At 63.4% G+C, this 14571-nt stretch carries 17 protein-coding genes and 2 pseudogenes; 13 read left to right on the top strand and 6 right to left on the bottom strand.

Features of this window, described 5'->3' with window-relative positions:
- Positions 1-8: 8 nt before the first annotated feature.
- Positions 9-233, bottom strand: coding sequence for a hypothetical protein (locus JZY08_RS23365; protein WP_035219765.1), 225 nt, complete (start codon positions 231-233; stop codon positions 9-11).
- Between the two features lie 759 nt (positions 234-992).
- Between JZY08_RS23365 and JZY08_RS23360 the strand changes: the two genes are divergently transcribed.
- The 9 genes from JZY08_RS23360 (at position 993) to JZY08_RS23320 (ending at position 7775) form a co-directional block, all read left to right on the top strand.
- Positions 993-1346 (top strand): helix-turn-helix transcriptional regulator, encoded by a 354-nt coding sequence (locus JZY08_RS23360; RefSeq protein WP_035219769.1) that lies wholly within the window; start codon positions 993-995, stop codon positions 1344-1346.
- Positions 1343-1783 (top strand): arsenic resistance N-acetyltransferase ArsN2, encoded by a 441-nt coding sequence (gene arsN2, locus JZY08_RS23355; protein ID WP_035219771.1) that lies wholly within the window; start codon positions 1343-1345, stop codon positions 1781-1783. The genes JZY08_RS23360 and arsN2 overlap by 4 nt, the downstream gene beginning before the upstream one ends.
- Positions 1784-1798: 15 nt before the next feature.
- Positions 1799-2326, top strand: coding sequence for an arsenate reductase ArsC (locus JZY08_RS23350; RefSeq protein ID WP_035219774.1), 528 nt, complete (start codon positions 1799-1801; stop codon positions 2324-2326).
- Positions 2326-3384 carry an ACR3 family arsenite efflux transporter gene (arsB, locus tag JZY08_RS23345; RefSeq protein WP_216331796.1) on the top strand — a complete coding sequence of 353 codons (1059 nt, stop codon included), beginning with the start codon at positions 2326-2328 and terminating at the stop codon, positions 3382-3384. Before JZY08_RS23350 ends, arsB begins: the two co-directional genes overlap by 1 nt.
- A 2-nt stretch (positions 3385-3386) precedes the next feature.
- Positions 3387-3809, top strand: a complete 423-nt coding sequence (gene arsC / locus JZY08_RS23340; protein WP_035219779.1) for an arsenate reductase (glutaredoxin) — start codon at positions 3387-3389, stop codon at positions 3807-3809.
- Positions 3784-4512, top strand: a complete 729-nt coding sequence (gene arsH / locus JZY08_RS23335) for an arsenical resistance protein ArsH (protein ID WP_035219897.1) — start codon at positions 3784-3786, stop codon at positions 4510-4512. Before arsC ends, arsH begins: the two co-directional genes overlap by 26 nt.
- A gap of 386 nt (positions 4513-4898) precedes the next feature.
- Positions 4899-5828 (top strand): bifunctional enoyl-CoA hydratase/phosphate acetyltransferase, encoded by a 930-nt coding sequence (locus JZY08_RS23330; protein ID WP_035219781.1) that lies wholly within the window; start codon positions 4899-4901, stop codon positions 5826-5828.
- Positions 5825-6940, top strand: a complete 1116-nt coding sequence (locus JZY08_RS23325; protein WP_035219783.1) for an acetate/propionate family kinase — start codon at positions 5825-5827, stop codon at positions 6938-6940. The genes JZY08_RS23330 and JZY08_RS23325 overlap by 4 nt, the downstream gene beginning before the upstream one ends.
- Before the next feature lie 109 nt (positions 6941-7049).
- Positions 7050-7775 (top strand): universal stress protein, encoded by a 726-nt coding sequence (locus tag JZY08_RS23320; protein ID WP_035219786.1) that lies wholly within the window; start codon positions 7050-7052, stop codon positions 7773-7775.
- A 21-nt stretch (positions 7776-7796) separates the two neighbouring features.
- Here JZY08_RS23320 and JZY08_RS23315 read toward each other — a convergent pair.
- From JZY08_RS23315 to JZY08_RS23300, 4 genes and pseudogenes are all read right to left on the bottom strand, one after another.
- Positions 7797-9552: pseudogene (locus JZY08_RS23315) on the bottom strand (heavy metal translocating P-type ATPase).
- Positions 9492-9683: pseudogene (locus tag JZY08_RS23310) on the bottom strand (VIT1/CCC1 transporter family protein); the annotation flags it as partial. The pseudogenes JZY08_RS23315 and JZY08_RS23310, both read right to left, overlap by 61 nt.
- Before the next feature lie 95 nt (positions 9684-9778).
- Positions 9779-10330, bottom strand: a complete 552-nt coding sequence (locus JZY08_RS23305; RefSeq protein WP_035219899.1) for a cytochrome b/b6 domain-containing protein — start codon at positions 10328-10330, stop codon at positions 9779-9781.
- Positions 10330-10608 (bottom strand): PepSY domain-containing protein, encoded by a 279-nt coding sequence (locus JZY08_RS23300; RefSeq protein WP_035219788.1) that lies wholly within the window; start codon positions 10606-10608, stop codon positions 10330-10332. The genes JZY08_RS23305 and JZY08_RS23300 overlap by 1 nt, the downstream gene beginning before the upstream one ends.
- Positions 10609-10737: 129 nt before the next feature.
- Between JZY08_RS23300 and JZY08_RS23295 the strand changes: the two genes are divergently transcribed.
- From JZY08_RS23295 to JZY08_RS23280, 4 genes are all read left to right on the top strand, one after another.
- Positions 10738-11070, top strand: a complete 333-nt coding sequence (locus JZY08_RS23295) for a PepSY domain-containing protein (protein ID WP_035219790.1) — start codon at positions 10738-10740, stop codon at positions 11068-11070.
- Positions 11070-11729: a response regulator transcription factor gene (locus JZY08_RS23290; protein WP_117371557.1), complete on the top strand. Its 660-nt coding sequence runs from the start codon at positions 11070-11072 to the stop codon at positions 11727-11729. Before JZY08_RS23295 ends, JZY08_RS23290 begins: the two co-directional genes overlap by 1 nt.
- The gene (locus JZY08_RS23285; RefSeq protein WP_035219791.1) at positions 11726-13090 is read left to right on the top strand and encodes a HAMP domain-containing sensor histidine kinase; all 1365 of its coding nucleotides are present in this window, start codon (positions 11726-11728) and stop codon (positions 13088-13090) included. The genes JZY08_RS23290 and JZY08_RS23285 overlap by 4 nt, the downstream gene beginning before the upstream one ends.
- A 165-nt stretch (positions 13091-13255) precedes the next feature.
- Positions 13256-13897 carry a YoaK family protein gene (locus JZY08_RS23280; RefSeq protein ID WP_216331795.1) on the top strand — a complete coding sequence of 214 codons (642 nt, stop codon included), beginning with the start codon at positions 13256-13258 and terminating at the stop codon, positions 13895-13897.
- A 211-nt stretch (positions 13898-14108) separates the two neighbouring features.
- Here the strand turns inward: JZY08_RS23280 and JZY08_RS23275 are convergent, their stop codons facing one another.
- A complete protein-coding gene (locus tag JZY08_RS23275) occupies positions 14109-14492 on the bottom strand; it encodes a hypothetical protein (protein ID WP_301183738.1) in 384 nt (127 codons plus the stop codon).
- Positions 14493-14571: the final 79 nt, after the last annotated feature.

Here is a 14571-nt window from a genome sequence, read left to right as displayed (position 1 = left end):
TAGCGCGCCTAGCTGCGCTTTCTCAGCGGCATCCTGACGATTTCTGCAGACAGAATATCCGGTTTCATCTTGTCACCGGGTGCGCCGTCGATCTCCTCACAGGTGATCGCTTTCCTCATTTGCTCGACCCCAGACCAAGTCGGTGGCGGCGTGAATATCCCGAGCAATTCCGCACGCAGGCCGTCACCGCGTTGCGTGGTGATGGAATGCAGGCTTTGCAGTAAGGTTACCATGGTTCTTCCCTCCGTTGCCATTCGACGTCCGCCTCTTCAGACTGCGTTGATGTGTCTCAGCGCTGTAGAGTGCCCCCAGATGCGATAGCGCGACGGGTCGCCCTTTGGATCGTCGAGGGGATCAACGTCCGGAAACAGCTCGCGCTCCAGCAAGGTCTGCTCGATCCTCTCTGGGTTCAGAATGCGCTCGAGATCATCTAGCTGCGACGCGGCCCACTCGACCATTCGCCTCAACGCGGGACGCGACTTTTCATCCGCTGGGCTGTTGTAGGCGCTGATCCAGCGCTTCAGTTCGTCTGATCCGCGTTATGCATCGACGAGTTGCCCGAGCAGCGCCAACCGCTGACTCTCTCGCTGGCGGCGTGCCGCCGCCAATTGCTGCCGGCGGCCGAGACCCTGCGGATCGAAGATGTCTGGATCGGCCATTTGCAACTCCATCGGCACTATTGCCGACAACAATACGACTGCCGAACAGACGTGCGCCCTCCGAATATTGCTTTCAAATCGAAAACAGCCAGATGGCAAAACCGATGGCTTTTATTTCGATTTGAAAGCAAGGACCGGAGAGAGACGCACCGCATCGACTTCTATGTTCGACCGACGCCGAACCTGGAAGGAAAAGACGATGCGTGAGACTATTCGCTTTGCATGGGGGATCAGCTCCCTTGGCGACTTTGTGGTCGCCATGTCCGAGAAGGGTACACGACGTTAATCTCCGCCCGCGATTGACAATCTCAATATATCCGATAATCTGGATATATGGATAACAACACAGCAATTGCGGCGCTCGGCGCCTTGGCACAGACCACGCGACTGGAGACCTTCCGCCTTCTTGTCCGGCACGAACCCGACGGCATCCCGGCCGGTGAGCTCGCCCGCCTCATCGACGTACCGCAAAACACCATGTCGGCGCATCTCGCAACGCTTTCGCGGGCAGGCTTGGTGACGAGCGAGCGGCAGAGCCGGTCGATCATCTACCGGGCGGACCTTAACGGCCTGAGGGAATTGACCCTATTCCTCCTGAAGGACTGCTGCGGCGGATCGACGGAGCTTTGCGCTCCGCTCATCGCCGAGCTGACGCCCTGCTGCGCCCCGGAGGCGAAGCTGTCATGAGCGCGATCAGGTTGGAGCAAATTGAAGGCAACGACGCTGGCCTCAAGGCAGCCTTGACGGAAGCACATCTGCCAACTGACGACATCGAGGATCACGGCCGCACCTTCTACAGGGCGCTGTCATCGGATGGCCGGGCTATCGGTTTCCTCGGTGTCGAGCGCTGCGGCGACGATTTTCTCCTCCGTTCGGTCGTCGTGCTTCCCGATCATCGGGGGCAAGGACTGGGGAGCGTTTTGGTCGAGCGGGCGGTGGCGGGTCTCGATCAAGCCGGCGACGTCTTCCTTGCCACGACGAGCGCAGCACCGTTCTTCACGCGCGTCGGATTTTCTGAAGTCCTGCGAGACAGCGTTCCCGCAGCCGTGCTGGCGACCCGCCAGCTTTCCTCCATCTGCCCATCGTCAGCGACCATCATGAGGCTTACCCGGCCGCCGACCTAACCACGGACCACGACCATGACCGACAAGACCTACAACGTGCTGTTCCTCTGCACGGGCAATTCCGCTCGTTCTATTCTCGCCGAATCCATCCTCAACAAGGAGGGCGGCGGACGGTTCAAAGCCTTCTCCGCCGGCAGCCAGCCCAAGGGCGAAGTCAATCCGCATGCCCTGAAGGAGCTGGAAGCGTTGGGCTATCCAACGACGGGTTTCTCGTCGAAGAGCTGGGACGTGTTCGCAGAACCCGGCGCACCGCGGATGGATTTCATCTTCACCGTCTGCGACAGCGCTGCCGGCGAGGCCTGTCCCGTCTGGATCGGCCATCCGATGACCGCCCATTGGGGTGTCGAAGACCCTGCCGCCGTCACGGGATCGGACGTCGAGATCCAGCGTGGCTTCGCACAGGCCGCGCGTTTCCTCAAGAACCGGATTGCCGCGTTCGTCAGCCTGCCGCTGGCATCCATCGATCACATGGCGCTTGAGACCAAGCTTCGCCAGATCGGTGCGATGGAAGGTTCGACGTCGCCGCAGGGAAAGTCCGCCTGATGTCCACGTTCGAGCGATATCTGACCATCTGGGTGTTTCTGTGCATCATCGCCGGTGTCGCCCTCGGCCATCTCATGCCCGGTCTCTTTCAGATCATCGGCGCGGCCGAGGTCGCCAAGGTGAACATTCCCGTCGCGATCCTGATCTGGCTGATGATCATTCCGATGCTGCTCAAGATCGATTTCCGGTCTCTGGCGCAGGTCGGCACCTACTGGCGCGGTATCGGCGTGACCTTGTTCATCAACTGGGCCGTCAAGCCGTTCTCCATGGCACTGCTCGGCTGGCTTTTCATCGGTTGGCTGTTCCGCCTATACCTGCCTGCCGACCAGATCGACTCCTATATTGCCGGCCTGATCATCCTGGCCGCGGCGCCCTGCACGGCCATGGTGTTCGTCTGGAGCAACCTGACGCGCGGTGAGCCGCTGTTCACGCTGTCGCAGGTGGCGTTGAACGATGCCATCATGGTCGTCGCCTTCGCGCCGACTGTCGGCCTGCTGCTCGGCCTCTCCGCCATCACCGTGCCGTGGGATACGCTCGTTCTTTCCGTCGCCCTCTATATCGTCGTGCCCGTTATTATCGCGCAGATCATCCGCCGCCGGCTCACGGTTGACGGTACGACGCGGGCACTGGACGGCGTGCTTGCAAGATTGCAGCCGGTCTCGCTGGTGGCGCTGCTCGCGACGCTGGTTCTGCTCTTCGCCTTCCAGGGCGAGCAGATCATCGCCCAGCCCGCCGTCATCGGCTTGCTCGCCGTGCCGATCCTGATCCAAGTCTATTTGAACTCCGGGCTCGCTTATCTGCTCAATCGGATGACCGGCGAGCGGCATTGCGTTGCCGGGCCATCGGCTCTGATCGGCGCCAGCAATTTCTTCGAACTCGCGGTTGCCGCCGCCATCAGCCTGTTCGGCTTCCAGTCCGGCGCGGCACTCGCCACCGTCGTCGGCGTTCTCATCGAGGTTCCGGTCATGCTCTCGGTCGTCTGGATCGTGAACCGTTCGAAGGACTGGTACGAGGCCGCCCCCGCTGTTTCCAGAACCACCGCCACCGAAAAGCACTGACCATGGACGCGACCATCTATCACAACCCCGCCTGCGGGACGTCCCGCAACACGCTGGCGCTGATCCGCGCTGCCGGCATCGAACCTGTTGTCATCGAGTATTTGCAGCAGCCGCCGACGCGCGAGCAGCTTGCGACGATGATCGCGGACGCTGGCTTGAACGTTCGGGAAGCTATTCGCGAGAAAGGCACGCCTTATGCCGAACTCGGTCTGGACAACCCAGACCTGACTGACGAGCAGTTGCTCGACGCGATGATCGCAACGCCGATCCTGATCAATCGCCCCTTCGTCGTGACACCGCTCGGCACCCGGCTCGCCCGCCCGTCTGAAGCGGTACTCGACATTCTGCCCGACACCTTCAAGGAGCCGTTCTTCAAGGAGGACGGTGAACAGGTTCTCGATCAGGAAGGAAAGCGCATTGCCTGACACATTTCCCGCATTGCAGGGCGATCACCTGCACTCGACCGATCTCGACGCCCTGCGTCCGGCATTCTCGACGCACAGGCCGCGCATCCTGATCCTCTACGGTTCGTTGCGCGAGATATCCTATAGCCGCCTGCTCGCATTCGAGGCCCGCCGGCTGCTCGAACGGCTCGGATGTGAGGTTCGCATGTTTGACCCAAGAGGTCTGCCGCTGCCTGACGAAGCGCCGGTAAGTCATCCGAAAGTGCAAGAATTGCGCGATCTTTCGCAATGGTCGGAAGGGCAGGTCTGGGTGAGCCCGGAACGCCATGGCGCGATGACCGGCATCATGAAGTCCCAGATCGACTGGATTCCACTCTCGGTCGGATCGGTCCGGCCGACGCAGGGCAAAACCCTCGCCGTCATGGAGGTCTCGGGCGGCAGCCAGTCCTTCAATGCCGTGAACCAGATGCGCATTCTCGGCCGCTGGATGCGGATGGTCACCATCCCGAACCAATCCTCGGTCGCCAAAGCCTATCAGGAGTTCGACGCCGATGGCCGGATGAAGCCCTCGTCCTACTACGACCGGGTGGTGGATGTCTGTGAGGAGCTGGTGAAGTTCACCGTCCTCACGCGCGACGCCTCCGCCTACCTCACCGACCGCTACAGTGAGCGCAAGGAACAGGCGGCCGAGCTTGAGAAGCGTGTATCGTTGCGGTCGATTTGAAGGGCTTCGCTCATGTCGGATGCGCGAACGTCATGCCTCGTGCCACAGCCAGAATGCTGACCGAAGCCTGCGCTTGCAAAACTTGACGTTGGAATCCGTCGATCGGGAGACGCAAGTGCCATCACATACATGCCGGTGTGCCCGCCGACCAACAGCCGTTGCGGTCAATACGGCCCGTTAGCCCCCACCAACGGAACCATCAAAATCCAAGCGCCCATGGTTGCAATCGCTTCTTATCCAGAGCCCGGGCACGGTTCATCCGCCAAATACCAGAATGGCGCGGCGCGACAGGGGTAGAACACCTCTTGCCTCCATTGGGACCATCGTGAAGATTACCGTTCCTACGCAGGGTTTGCTCTTTCCATAGAGTTCCAGGGAAACATTCCATGAGCCGACAGACAGATGCGATCCTCACCCTTTGCCGTGCGCTGCCGCCCACCCGTATCGCGATCGTGCATCCGGTAAAGGCCAATGTCATTGCCGCCAGCTTCGAGGCGGTGCAGGAAGATCTGGTAACGCCGGTGCTCATCGGCCCGGCGGCGCGGATAACCGACGCGGCCAGAGAGGCCGGGGTCGATATCGCGGGGTGGGAGATCGTCGATACCGAGCACAGCCATGCGGCGGCGGCCAAGGCGGCGGAACTGGCCGCGAGCGGCCATGTGGGTGCCATCATGAAGGGTTCGCTGCATACGAACGAGCTTCTGGGCGAGATCGTGAAGGCCGGCGCGGGGCTGCGCACGGAGCGGCGCATCTCGCACTGCTACCTCATGAGCATCGCATCCTATCCGAAACCGTTCATGATCACCGATGCCGCCGTCAACATCCTGCCCGATCTCGCGGTGAAGGCGGATATCGTCCAGAACGCGGTCGATCTCTGGCGCGTGGTGTTCGGCGAGGCGCGCGCGCCGAAGGTCGCCGCTCTCGCGGCGGTGGAAACGGTCAATCCCAAGATGCAGGCGACCCTCGACGCCGCAGCACTCTGCAAGATGGCGGACCGCCGGCAGATCACCGGCTGCCTGATCGACGGGCCGCTTGCCTTCGACAATGCGATCAGCCCGCAGGCAGCACGGGAGAAGGGCATAGAATCGGCCGTCGCCGGCGATGCTGACATCCTTCTCGTTCCCGATATCGAGGCCGGCAACATGCTGGCGAAGCAGCTCACGTTTCTTGGCAGCGCTGAGGCGGCCGGCATCGTGCTGGGCGCCCGCGTCCCCATCGTTCTGACAAGCCGGGCCGACGACCAGCGCACGCGCCTCCTGTCCTGCGCGCTTGCCTGCCTCCTCGCGGATGCCCGCGCCAAGGGCCGCATCAAATGAATGACGTCCTGCTCGTTCTCAATACCGGTTCGTCGAGCCTGAAATTCGAAGTTTTCGGCTATGAGGCACTCGACAAGCTCGCCAAGGGCAAGGTCACCGGCATCGGCACCGAGGCCAGGCTGAGCGCGACGGTCGTGGCAAGCGATGTCCATGTCGACAGGGCGCTTGCAGCGAACGACCACGAGACCGCCATGGCCGCGGTGATCGACCTCATCGACCGATACGACGACGCATGGCGCATGGTGGCGACGGTACACCGGATCGTACATGGCGGCGCCGATTTCGTCGCGCCTGTCGTCGTCACGCCCGGGATTCTCGATCGGCTTGCGGCGCTGGCGCCCCTCGCGCCATTGCACCAGCCCTACAATCTCGCGGGCATCGCGGCGTCGGACCGCCTGTCGGACGCCCCGGACATCGCCTGTTTCGATACCGCCTTCCACGCCGGCCATGCACCGCTCTTCCAGGTCTTCGCCGTCGATGCGACGCTGCGGGATCGGGGCATCCGCCGCTACGGATTCCACGGCCTGTCCTACGAGTGGATTGCCCGCGTGCTCGCAAGTGAACACCCCGATCTTGCGCGCGGCCGGGTCGTGGTCGGGCATCTCGGCAATGGCGCAAGCCTGTGTGCCCTGAAGGACGGCGCAAGCGTCGACACGACCATGGGCATGACCGCGCTCGACGGTCTGCCGATGGGGAGCCGCACCGGTGCGATCGATCCCGGCGCGGTCACCTACATGCTGCGCAATCTCGGCATGGGCATCGACGATGTGGAACATGCGCTCTACGAGCGCTCCGGCCTGAAGGGCCTGTCCGGCCTCAGCAACGACGTGAAGGCCCTGCTCGAAAGCGCGGATCCGCGCGCCGGCTTCGCCCTCGACTATTTTGCCCTGAAGGTAGCGCAGTTCGCGGCCATGATGGCAGTGTCCATGGGTGGACTCGACGCCGTCGTCTTCACGGGGGGCGTCGGGGAAAATGCGGGACCGGTTCGCGATGCGATCCTCGCCCGGCTGGAATTCCTGCGGCCGTTCCGGACCTTGATCGTCCCGGCGAACGAGGAACGCATGCTTGCGATCCACGGCAAGGCATTGCTGGAGGCAGGACGGGGCGGCTGATCCGGTCCTCGATGGCGAGGCCCCGCGCAACACTTGACCAGGATCAATATATGCCGCGTTATCGGCGCTATGCTTCCGACCGCTTGCCTGGAACGGAAGGAATGTACGCGTGTTTTATCAATCCATTCTCGTCAACCTCGATATCGAGCGGCCGGTCGAGCCGATCACGGAGGCCGCGGTCGATCTGGCGTCTCGCTCGGGTGCTCGGCTCATAGGGCTTTGCGCCGCCGGAACGCTCGCAGAGCGCATGGAGGAGGCTCGCGCCACGTTCCTCCATCTGGCGGCAAACAGGATCGAGGCGGAATGGCGCGGCGAAACGATGGCGCCGACCGACGCGGTCGTGGCGGCCGCCCGTGTCGCCGATCTGGTGCTGATGGCGGCCGGAGACCGCGCGGACCCGGCGACCGTCGTCCTGCGTGCCGGCCGGCCTCTTCTGGTGGTCGGGAGCGACTGCGACACGATTGCGACACGAAAGATCGTCATCGGCTGGAAGGACACCCGCGAGGCCCGCCGCGCGATTGCGGATGCGCTTCCCCTGCTCTCGGTCGCCTATGACGTCGCCGTCGTCTCCGTTTCCCCGGAGCCCGCGCCGGCCGAGAGGCAGAGCCTCTCCGATATCGTTTCCTATCTCGCCCGGCACAATGTGAAGGCCAGGCCGCAGATGATCAAAAGCGCCGACGAAACGATCGGCTTTCTGCAATTCGTCGACGAAAGCGACGCCGATATCGTCGTCACCGGCGCCTATGGTCATAGCCGCCTGCGGGAATGGGTGTTCGGCGGAATCACGGGCCTGCTTCTCGAAGAGAACACGCGCACCCGCTTTCTTTCCTGTTGATCCGCGGAACGCGACCGGCGCCTACACCGGCGTGTCGGCCGACGACGTGGCCGCAACCGGTGGCGACGTCTCCAACCCATCCTCCGGCGCACGGACGGATGTGGCCCTGTCCACTGGCCGCCGGATCGGATCCGACAACAGCGGAAGCCGTTGAGGACCACGAGCACGGTCCCGCCTTCATGTCCGACCACCGCCAGCGGCAGAGGCAGAGGCAGAGGCAGAGGCAGATCGAAGAACAACCCGCCCGTTACCAGCACCAGCATGGCGCCGATCGCGACGACGAGGTTCTGCCGGATGATCGCGGCGGTCCGGCGCGCCAGATGCTGCGCATCGGCCAGCTTCTTCATGTCTTCCGACAAGAGGGCGACATCGGCGGCCTGAAGGGCGACCTCCGAGCCGGCCGCGCCCATGGCGATGCCGACATCGGCGCGGGCAAGAGCGGCCGCGTCATTGACACCGTCGCCGACGAAGGCCACGGTGCCGCCACCCGCCAGTTCCCCCACATGACGCACCTTGTCTTGCGGCAGCATTTCGGCATGAATCTCGTCGGGAGCAAGGCCGAGCAGCGCGCCGATCCGCAAGGCCACCGGCCGGCGGTCCCCGGTCATCATGACGATGCGGCACACGCCGCCGGCCCGCAGCGCGGCGAGCGCCGGGGCCGAGCTCGCCCTCGCCTCGTCCGCCACGCCGACGGCGCCGAGAACGGTCGGTCCACGTCCCAGATAGACGACGGTCTCGGCGCTGTCGGTCAGTTCCCGAAGCCGGGCGTGGTCGACGGACGCCCCCATGTCCCGAACGAGATGAAGATTGCCGGCCCAGAGGACACCAAGCGCATCCGACCCGACGATCCCTGCGCTTGGGCGCGCGCTGACATCCACGACATGCGCCGGCGCGATGCCACGTGCAGCCGCCTCCCGGCGTATGGCCGCCGCGACATGATGCTCGGAATGGGCTTCGAGCCCGGCGAGCAACGACAGGAAGCCGCATTCGTCCGCGTCCAGCGCGACGATCCGCGTCACGGCCGCCCGGCCGTTGGTGAGGGTGCCGGTCTTGTCGAAGGCGAAGATATCGACGGCGGCCAGTGTTTCGAGCGCGCCGCCGAGAGCGCAGACAGGATCGCTGCAGGCACCGATATGACGATCGCACAGGGGCTGGCCGCGACCAGCAGCGTCGCGGCCCGATAGAGCGCCTGCTCCCAATCGCGCTCCACCCCGTAGAAAAGGGCGAAGGCTAGAGCGGCGCCGAGGAGCACCGCGACGATATAGCGCTGTCCGAACCAGGCGCTGAAACGCTCGGAGGGAGCCTTGGCCTCCTGGGCTTCCGTGACCAGCCGGATCATGCGGGCGATCGTGCTGTCGCCGATCGTTCTTGCGACCGCCACTTCCAGAATGCCGTCCAGATTGACGGTGGCCTCGAACACCTGCTGGCCCGGCTCTTTGGAAACGGGCATGGATTCACCGGTGATATTGGCCTCGTCGATACCGCCGCGTCCCTGCAGGATGACGCCATCGGCCGGCACGCGGGCGCCGGGCCGCAGGATCACGACATCCCCGACGACAAGCTCCGCTGCGGGAACCTCCAGCACCGAGCCATCGGCCTGCCAGCGGAACGCCGTTTCGGGACGAAGCGCCATCAGCGCCTCGACGGCGCGGCGCGCACGGCCGAGCGCCTGGTGCTCAAGCGTCGTCGACACGCTGAACAGCGTCAACAGCACCGCGCCATCGACATCGCGCCGGCCACCAGCCCGGCGACACCGGCGACGAGGATTTCCTGCGATGCAGCGGTCGCCGCCGCGACACCGACGATGAGGCTCGACGTCGAGATCAGCCCGTCATTGGCACCCAGCACCGCCGCGCGGAGCCAGCCGATACGTTCGATGAGTTGGCTTTCCCTGTGGACGGCGCGCATGGCATCTCCGATTTCAGCAGATCGGCTGTGGTTACACGACTTCAGGCAATGGATTTAGAATTATTCTAAATGTATGCCATAGAGACGGCAGCACATCAATCTTCGCGGCGCTTTCTTCCCGTCACCATGGCGCGAACGAGGTTTTCCCGGTGCTCGACGCTGGCTAGAACAACGCCGGCGATATGCAGGGCGACCAGCCCGATGGTCGAATAGACAAGGGCCTTATGGACATCCTCCACCCAGCCGACACCCCAATAGGCATCCGTGGTCATCATATAGCCGGTGGTCACGATGCCGGACACCGCCGCGAGCAACAGAACGACCATGGCGCCCCCCGCCGGATTGTGGCCGAGATACCGCTTGGCGCGGAAGGCGAGGCTGTCACGGAGGAACGCGAGAATCGTCGTAGGGGCATAGAGGAAATTGGCGAAGCGGGCGTGATGCGGCCCCAGCAGCCCCCAGACCAGGCGCAAGGCGATCAGCCCGGCGATGGCATAGCCGGAGAGGATATGGGCCTTCTTCCATTCGTCGCCGGTGACGAAGGAGAAAACGAAGAGGCAGACCAGCGACCAGTGAAAGACCCGCACGAGCGGGTCCCACACCTTGACGCTTTCCCCCGCCCCGCTGGTTCGGGAGAGTGGCGCCATCATTCCGCTCCTTCCGAGCCGACCGGCTCGCCGGTCTGCGGATTGAAGATCGTCTCGACCTTGGCGCCCTTCGCATCGATCGCATAGACTTCGTAGCAGCCGTTCTCGACCTTTATCCGCCGGACGTCGAGGCCCATCGCCTTGGCCTTGTCCTTCATGGCATCCTCGGTCATCCATTTGTCCTTCGGCACGTCGCAGCTCTTGCCCTCATCTTCGGCACGGGCCGCACCGGCGGCAAAAAGGCCGAGAAGGGCGGTTGCGAGAAGGATTGTCTTCATGGAATTTCTCCTTGTGGCCGGCCGGAGCACCCTGCCCCGACGCTGGACGCACCATAGGCAGCCGTGGCTGAGCGATGGCTGACGGGAAATGTCAGCAAAATTTCAGCCTCGCCGTGCTAGGCTTCGAACATGCGTGTGCTCTTCATGTCCGTCATCACCCTTTCCCTTGCCGGGCTCCTTTCGGCCGGCGCAATCGCTCACGCAGACGATGAGGGGGACGACGCGGACGGACGCACCCTCGACGCCGTTCAGGAGGCGGTCGAGAAGGGCGCGATCAAACCGTTTTCCGAGTTGCGCGACATCGTCAGCCGGCGTTTCCGGGGCGATATCGTCCGCGTGGAACCACGCCGGAAGCACGGGATCTTCCTCTACAAATTCAAGGTTCTGTCGCCCGAAGGGCAGCTCGTCGAAATAGAGATCGACGCAGCGAGCGGCACGATCCTCGAAGTCGAGAACGAATGATGCGCATCCTGCTCGTTGAAGACGACCGGCTGATCGCCCGCGATCTCATCGCCCATCTGGAGCGGGCGGGCTATGTCGTGGACCATGCCCGCGACGGCGAAGACGGCTGGTATCGCGGCGACAGCGAGGATTTCGCCGCCGCCATCCTCGATCTCGGCCTCCCCTCCATGGATGGCATGACGATCCTGAAACGCTGGCGCAAGGACGGGCGCCGCTTCCCCGTCCTCATCCTGACGGCGCGCGGCAATTGGGAAGAGCGCGTGGAAGGCATCGATGCCGGGGCGGACGACTATCTCGCCAAGCCCTTCCAGATCGCGGAAGTCCTCGCCCGCCTGCGCGCTATCCTGCGCCGCTATGCCGGCGAGCCGAGCCCCGTCCTCAGCGCCGGCGGCCTACACCTGGACCCGCGCGTCAAATCGGTGACGCTTGGGGACCGGCCGGTCGACCTGACGCCGCTCGAATATCGCTGCCTGCACCATCTGCTCCAGAACCGCGAGCGCCATGTCAGCCAGCAGGAACTGACCGAGCAGCTCTACGCCCAGGATTTCGACCGCGACAGCAATTCGGTGGAGGTGCTGATCGGCCGGCTGCGGCGCAAGCTGGGCAAGGCTTTCATCGAGACGCGCCGCGGCTACGGCTACCGGATCGCCGCCGCATGAGATGGCCAACCTCCATTCGCAGCCGCCTCCTGCTGATTTCCGCGTTGACCGTGAGCCTCGCGCTGACACTGACCGTCACCTTGCTGGTCTCGCTCTTCTCCAGCAACATCCGCAACCGCATCGATGCGGAGCTGACCAGCCATATCAACACGCTGGCCGGCGCGCTGTCCTTTGCCGCCGACGGCACGCTCCAGCGCCCGGAAAGCCCGCTCGACCAGCGCTTCGCCACGCCCTATGGCGGGCTTTACTGGCAGATCGTCGACGATGCGCGGGGGCAGACCGTCCGCTCGCTGTCGCTGTTCGACACGGCCCTTGCCCTGCCCATGGACAGGCACGCCGAGGGCGCGGTTCATCGCTACCTGCTGCCCGGCCCGGCCGGAAGTTCATTGATCGTCCTCGAGCGGCTCGTGCAGGTCGCTGCACCGGAGGGGAAACGCGCGCTGCGCATCGCGGTCGCCATCGACGCGCAAACGCTGGAGGAGGCCAGAGCCGCCTTCATCCGCGACATCCTGCCGGCCGTCGCCGGGCTCGGCGTCTTCCTCGTCGTCGCGTCGATCCTGCAGCTCACCCTCGGGCTGCGGCCGCTGGCGGCGCTGAACGAAGGGATCGTGCGCATCCGCGAGCGGCGTGCCAACCAGTTGACCGGCGCCTATCCCAGTGAATTCCAGAGCACCGTGGCGGCAGTCAATGCGCTTCTGGATACGCAGGAAGCGATGATGGGCAAGGCGAGGAAGCGCGCGGCCGACCTCGCCCACGGCCTGCGCACGCCGCTGACGGTGCTCTCGAACGATGTCCTCACTCTGCGCGACAAGGGTGAGGCGGCCATGGCGGACGAACTGGAGCACCTGGCGTCCGTCATGCGTAATCATGTGGAACGGGAACTGGCGCTTGCCCGCATCGCCGCCAGCGCGGACCTGCGCCGCTCGGACGCCGACGTAGCCATGATCGTCGGCGAACTTGTGCGCATCCTCAAGCGCTCCCCTTCCGGCGAGCGGCTGCGGTTCGAGATCGACGGCCCAAACACCGAGACCGTGCCCATGGACCCAGCCGACTTTCGCGAACTCATCGGCAACCTGCTCGAAAATGCCGTCAAATGGGCGACGGCCGAAATTCGCGTGCGCTGGAAGCGCAACGAAGACGGCCTGCGTCTGACGATCTCGGACGACGGTCCGGGCGTGCCGGAGCAAGAACTCGGCAATCTCACCCGCCGCGGCTGGCGTCTTGACATGGCATCCCCCGGCTCTGGCCTCGGTCTCTCCATCGTTCGTGAAATCGTCGATGTCTATCGCATCGGTTTTATGCTGCGGAACAGAAAGGCCGATAGCGGGCTGGAAGCCGAGCTTCTGTTCGCTCATACATGATGCAAACCGTCACGCAGATGGACGCCCCCCATCGACTCTCGCGCTTCGGCGTTGCATCCTGCCCTACAGAAACGACACGCGGTTCGTTCCCCACCGCATCCATAGCAATGTAAAATCGAAATGCTCATCCAAGAAGGCGACAAGAGGACTCCGGCAACAGACCTGATGCTGGCTTCAATTCTGGCGTTCGTCGCAGGCGGCGTGAACAGTGCCGGTTACCTTGGCTACCGCTATTTCTCAGCCAACATGACCGGCAATGTCTCGATGGCCTCCGATTTCCTCGCAGTCTCCCGGTCCGACCTGGCACTGGGATTCCTGACGATCGTCGTGATGTTCATCCTTGGTGCCTTCATCGCCTCGTGTCTCATCGAAGTCGGCAAGCGGCAGCTACGTCGTAACATCTACGCCCTCACATTGATCGTCGAAGCCGCGCTTCTGATGCTTGTCGGGCTTTTCATCACCCTGAGCGCACGCTCCCCGAATGGTGTGCTGGTGGTGGGCCTGTTGAGCCTGACCATGGGATTGCAGAATGCGGCATCGACGCGGATTTCCGGCAGTCGCGTAAGAACGACCCACGTTTCGGGTGTAGCAACCGATATCGGGGTGGGCATCGCCATGCTTCTGGGAAACAATTCCAGCTCCGACAGGCTGGCCATCGTGCTGCGCTTGAAACTCCACCTCGTCACGATTGTCTTCTTCGCACTCGGTGGCGTATTTGGCGTTCTTGGATACCAGCACCTCGGGGGATTATCCTTCTGCGCTTTGGCGATGCCTCTACTCCTGCTAAGCATCAGATATCTCCGGTAATGCAGATGGAGAAATGCTGCCCGCTCTGCCGGACGGCGCGCACTTGCAAATTGAGCAGACTGTCGGCTTTGAAGTGTCACAACTTTAGACTGAAGGACCATAATAAAGGCGCAAATATACCTCTACCCCAGCCGGATACCGGCCAGCACCGACACATCGCCATAGCAACCGTCGACTATTCCAAGAACACAATTCAAATCCGAATCTACTGTTATTCTGGCCCACGATCACCGTATTTGAGCAGCCCCTTCACCGCCTCGCCATCCAAAGCCTGCGCATCGAACAGCGCCGTGGTGAGCGCGTCGAGCTTGTCGCGGTTCTCACTGATGATTTCGACCGCCCTCGCAAATGCCCTTTCCAATCCCGCATGGATGCGGGCTGCGAGATCTCGATTACCGTCGAGCACGGCGGTCGGGTCCTTGTCATCGCGGTAGAGCAGCGGCTGAATCGCACCGAAGCCGAGGGAACGCTCCATGGCGAGCGCCATCTTCGTTGCCCTGGCGAGACCGCTTTCGTCCGAACCAGCGGACCCGGCGGACACCTTGCCGACCACGATCTGCTGGGCGGCGCGCCCCGCCATGAGCATGGCAAGCATGTCCTTACGGTACCCCAGCGTATCAGCATTTGCCTAAACCCGCAATCTTCCAACCTATCGGTCCCACCAATTGCGGGTT

Origin of the sequence: Rhizobium sp. X9, from assembly GCF_018873185.1 — a bacterium.
GTDB classification, from domain to species: domain Bacteria; phylum Pseudomonadota; class Alphaproteobacteria; order Rhizobiales; family Rhizobiaceae; genus Agrobacterium; species Agrobacterium oryzihabitans.
The sequence above is the reverse complement of the archived record's forward strand: the minus strand, read 5'-3'. Positions and strand labels throughout refer to the sequence as shown.

What these genes read in the sequence shown, in the direction of transcription:
- JZY08_RS23365 (WP_035219765.1), bottom strand. Translation starts at nt 233, where the DNA reads ATGGTAACCTTACTGCAAAGCCTGCATTCCATCACCACGCAACGCGGT.
- JZY08_RS23360 (WP_035219769.1), top strand. Translation starts at nt 993, where the DNA reads ATGGATAACAACACAGCAATTGCGGCGCTCGGCGCCTTGGCACAGACC.
- arsN2 (WP_035219771.1), top strand. Translation starts at nt 1,343, where the DNA reads ATGAGCGCGATCAGGTTGGAGCAAATTGAAGGCAACGACGCTGGCCTC.
- JZY08_RS23350 (WP_035219774.1), top strand. Translation starts at nt 1,799, where the DNA reads ATGACCGACAAGACCTACAACGTGCTGTTCCTCTGCACGGGCAATTCC.
- arsB (WP_216331796.1), top strand. Translation starts at nt 2,326, where the DNA reads ATGTCCACGTTCGAGCGATATCTGACCATCTGGGTGTTTCTGTGCATC.
- arsC (WP_035219779.1), top strand. Translation starts at nt 3,387, where the DNA reads ATGGACGCGACCATCTATCACAACCCCGCCTGCGGGACGTCCCGCAAC.
- JZY08_RS23330 (WP_035219781.1), top strand. Translation starts at nt 4,899, where the DNA reads ATGAGCCGACAGACAGATGCGATCCTCACCCTTTGCCGTGCGCTGCCG.
- JZY08_RS23325 (WP_035219783.1), top strand. Translation starts at nt 5,825, where the DNA reads ATGAATGACGTCCTGCTCGTTCTCAATACCGGTTCGTCGAGCCTGAAA.
- JZY08_RS23305 (WP_035219899.1), bottom strand. Translation starts at nt 10,330, where the DNA reads ATGGCGCCACTCTCCCGAACCAGCGGGGCGGGGGAAAGCGTCAAGGTG.
- JZY08_RS23300 (WP_035219788.1), bottom strand. Translation starts at nt 10,608, where the DNA reads ATGAAGACAATCCTTCTCGCAACCGCCCTTCTCGGCCTTTTTGCCGCC.
- JZY08_RS23295 (WP_035219790.1), top strand. Translation starts at nt 10,738, where the DNA reads ATGCGTGTGCTCTTCATGTCCGTCATCACCCTTTCCCTTGCCGGGCTC.
- JZY08_RS23290 (WP_117371557.1), top strand. Translation starts at nt 11,070, where the DNA reads ATGCGCATCCTGCTCGTTGAAGACGACCGGCTGATCGCCCGCGATCTC.
- JZY08_RS23285 (WP_035219791.1), top strand. Translation starts at nt 11,726, where the DNA reads ATGAGATGGCCAACCTCCATTCGCAGCCGCCTCCTGCTGATTTCCGCG.
- JZY08_RS23280 (WP_216331795.1), top strand. Translation starts at nt 13,256, where the DNA reads ATGCTGGCTTCAATTCTGGCGTTCGTCGCAGGCGGCGTGAACAGTGCC.
- JZY08_RS23275 (WP_301183738.1), bottom strand. Translation starts at nt 14,492, where the DNA reads ATGCTTGCCATGCTCATGGCGGGGCGCGCCGCCCAGCAGATCGTGGTC.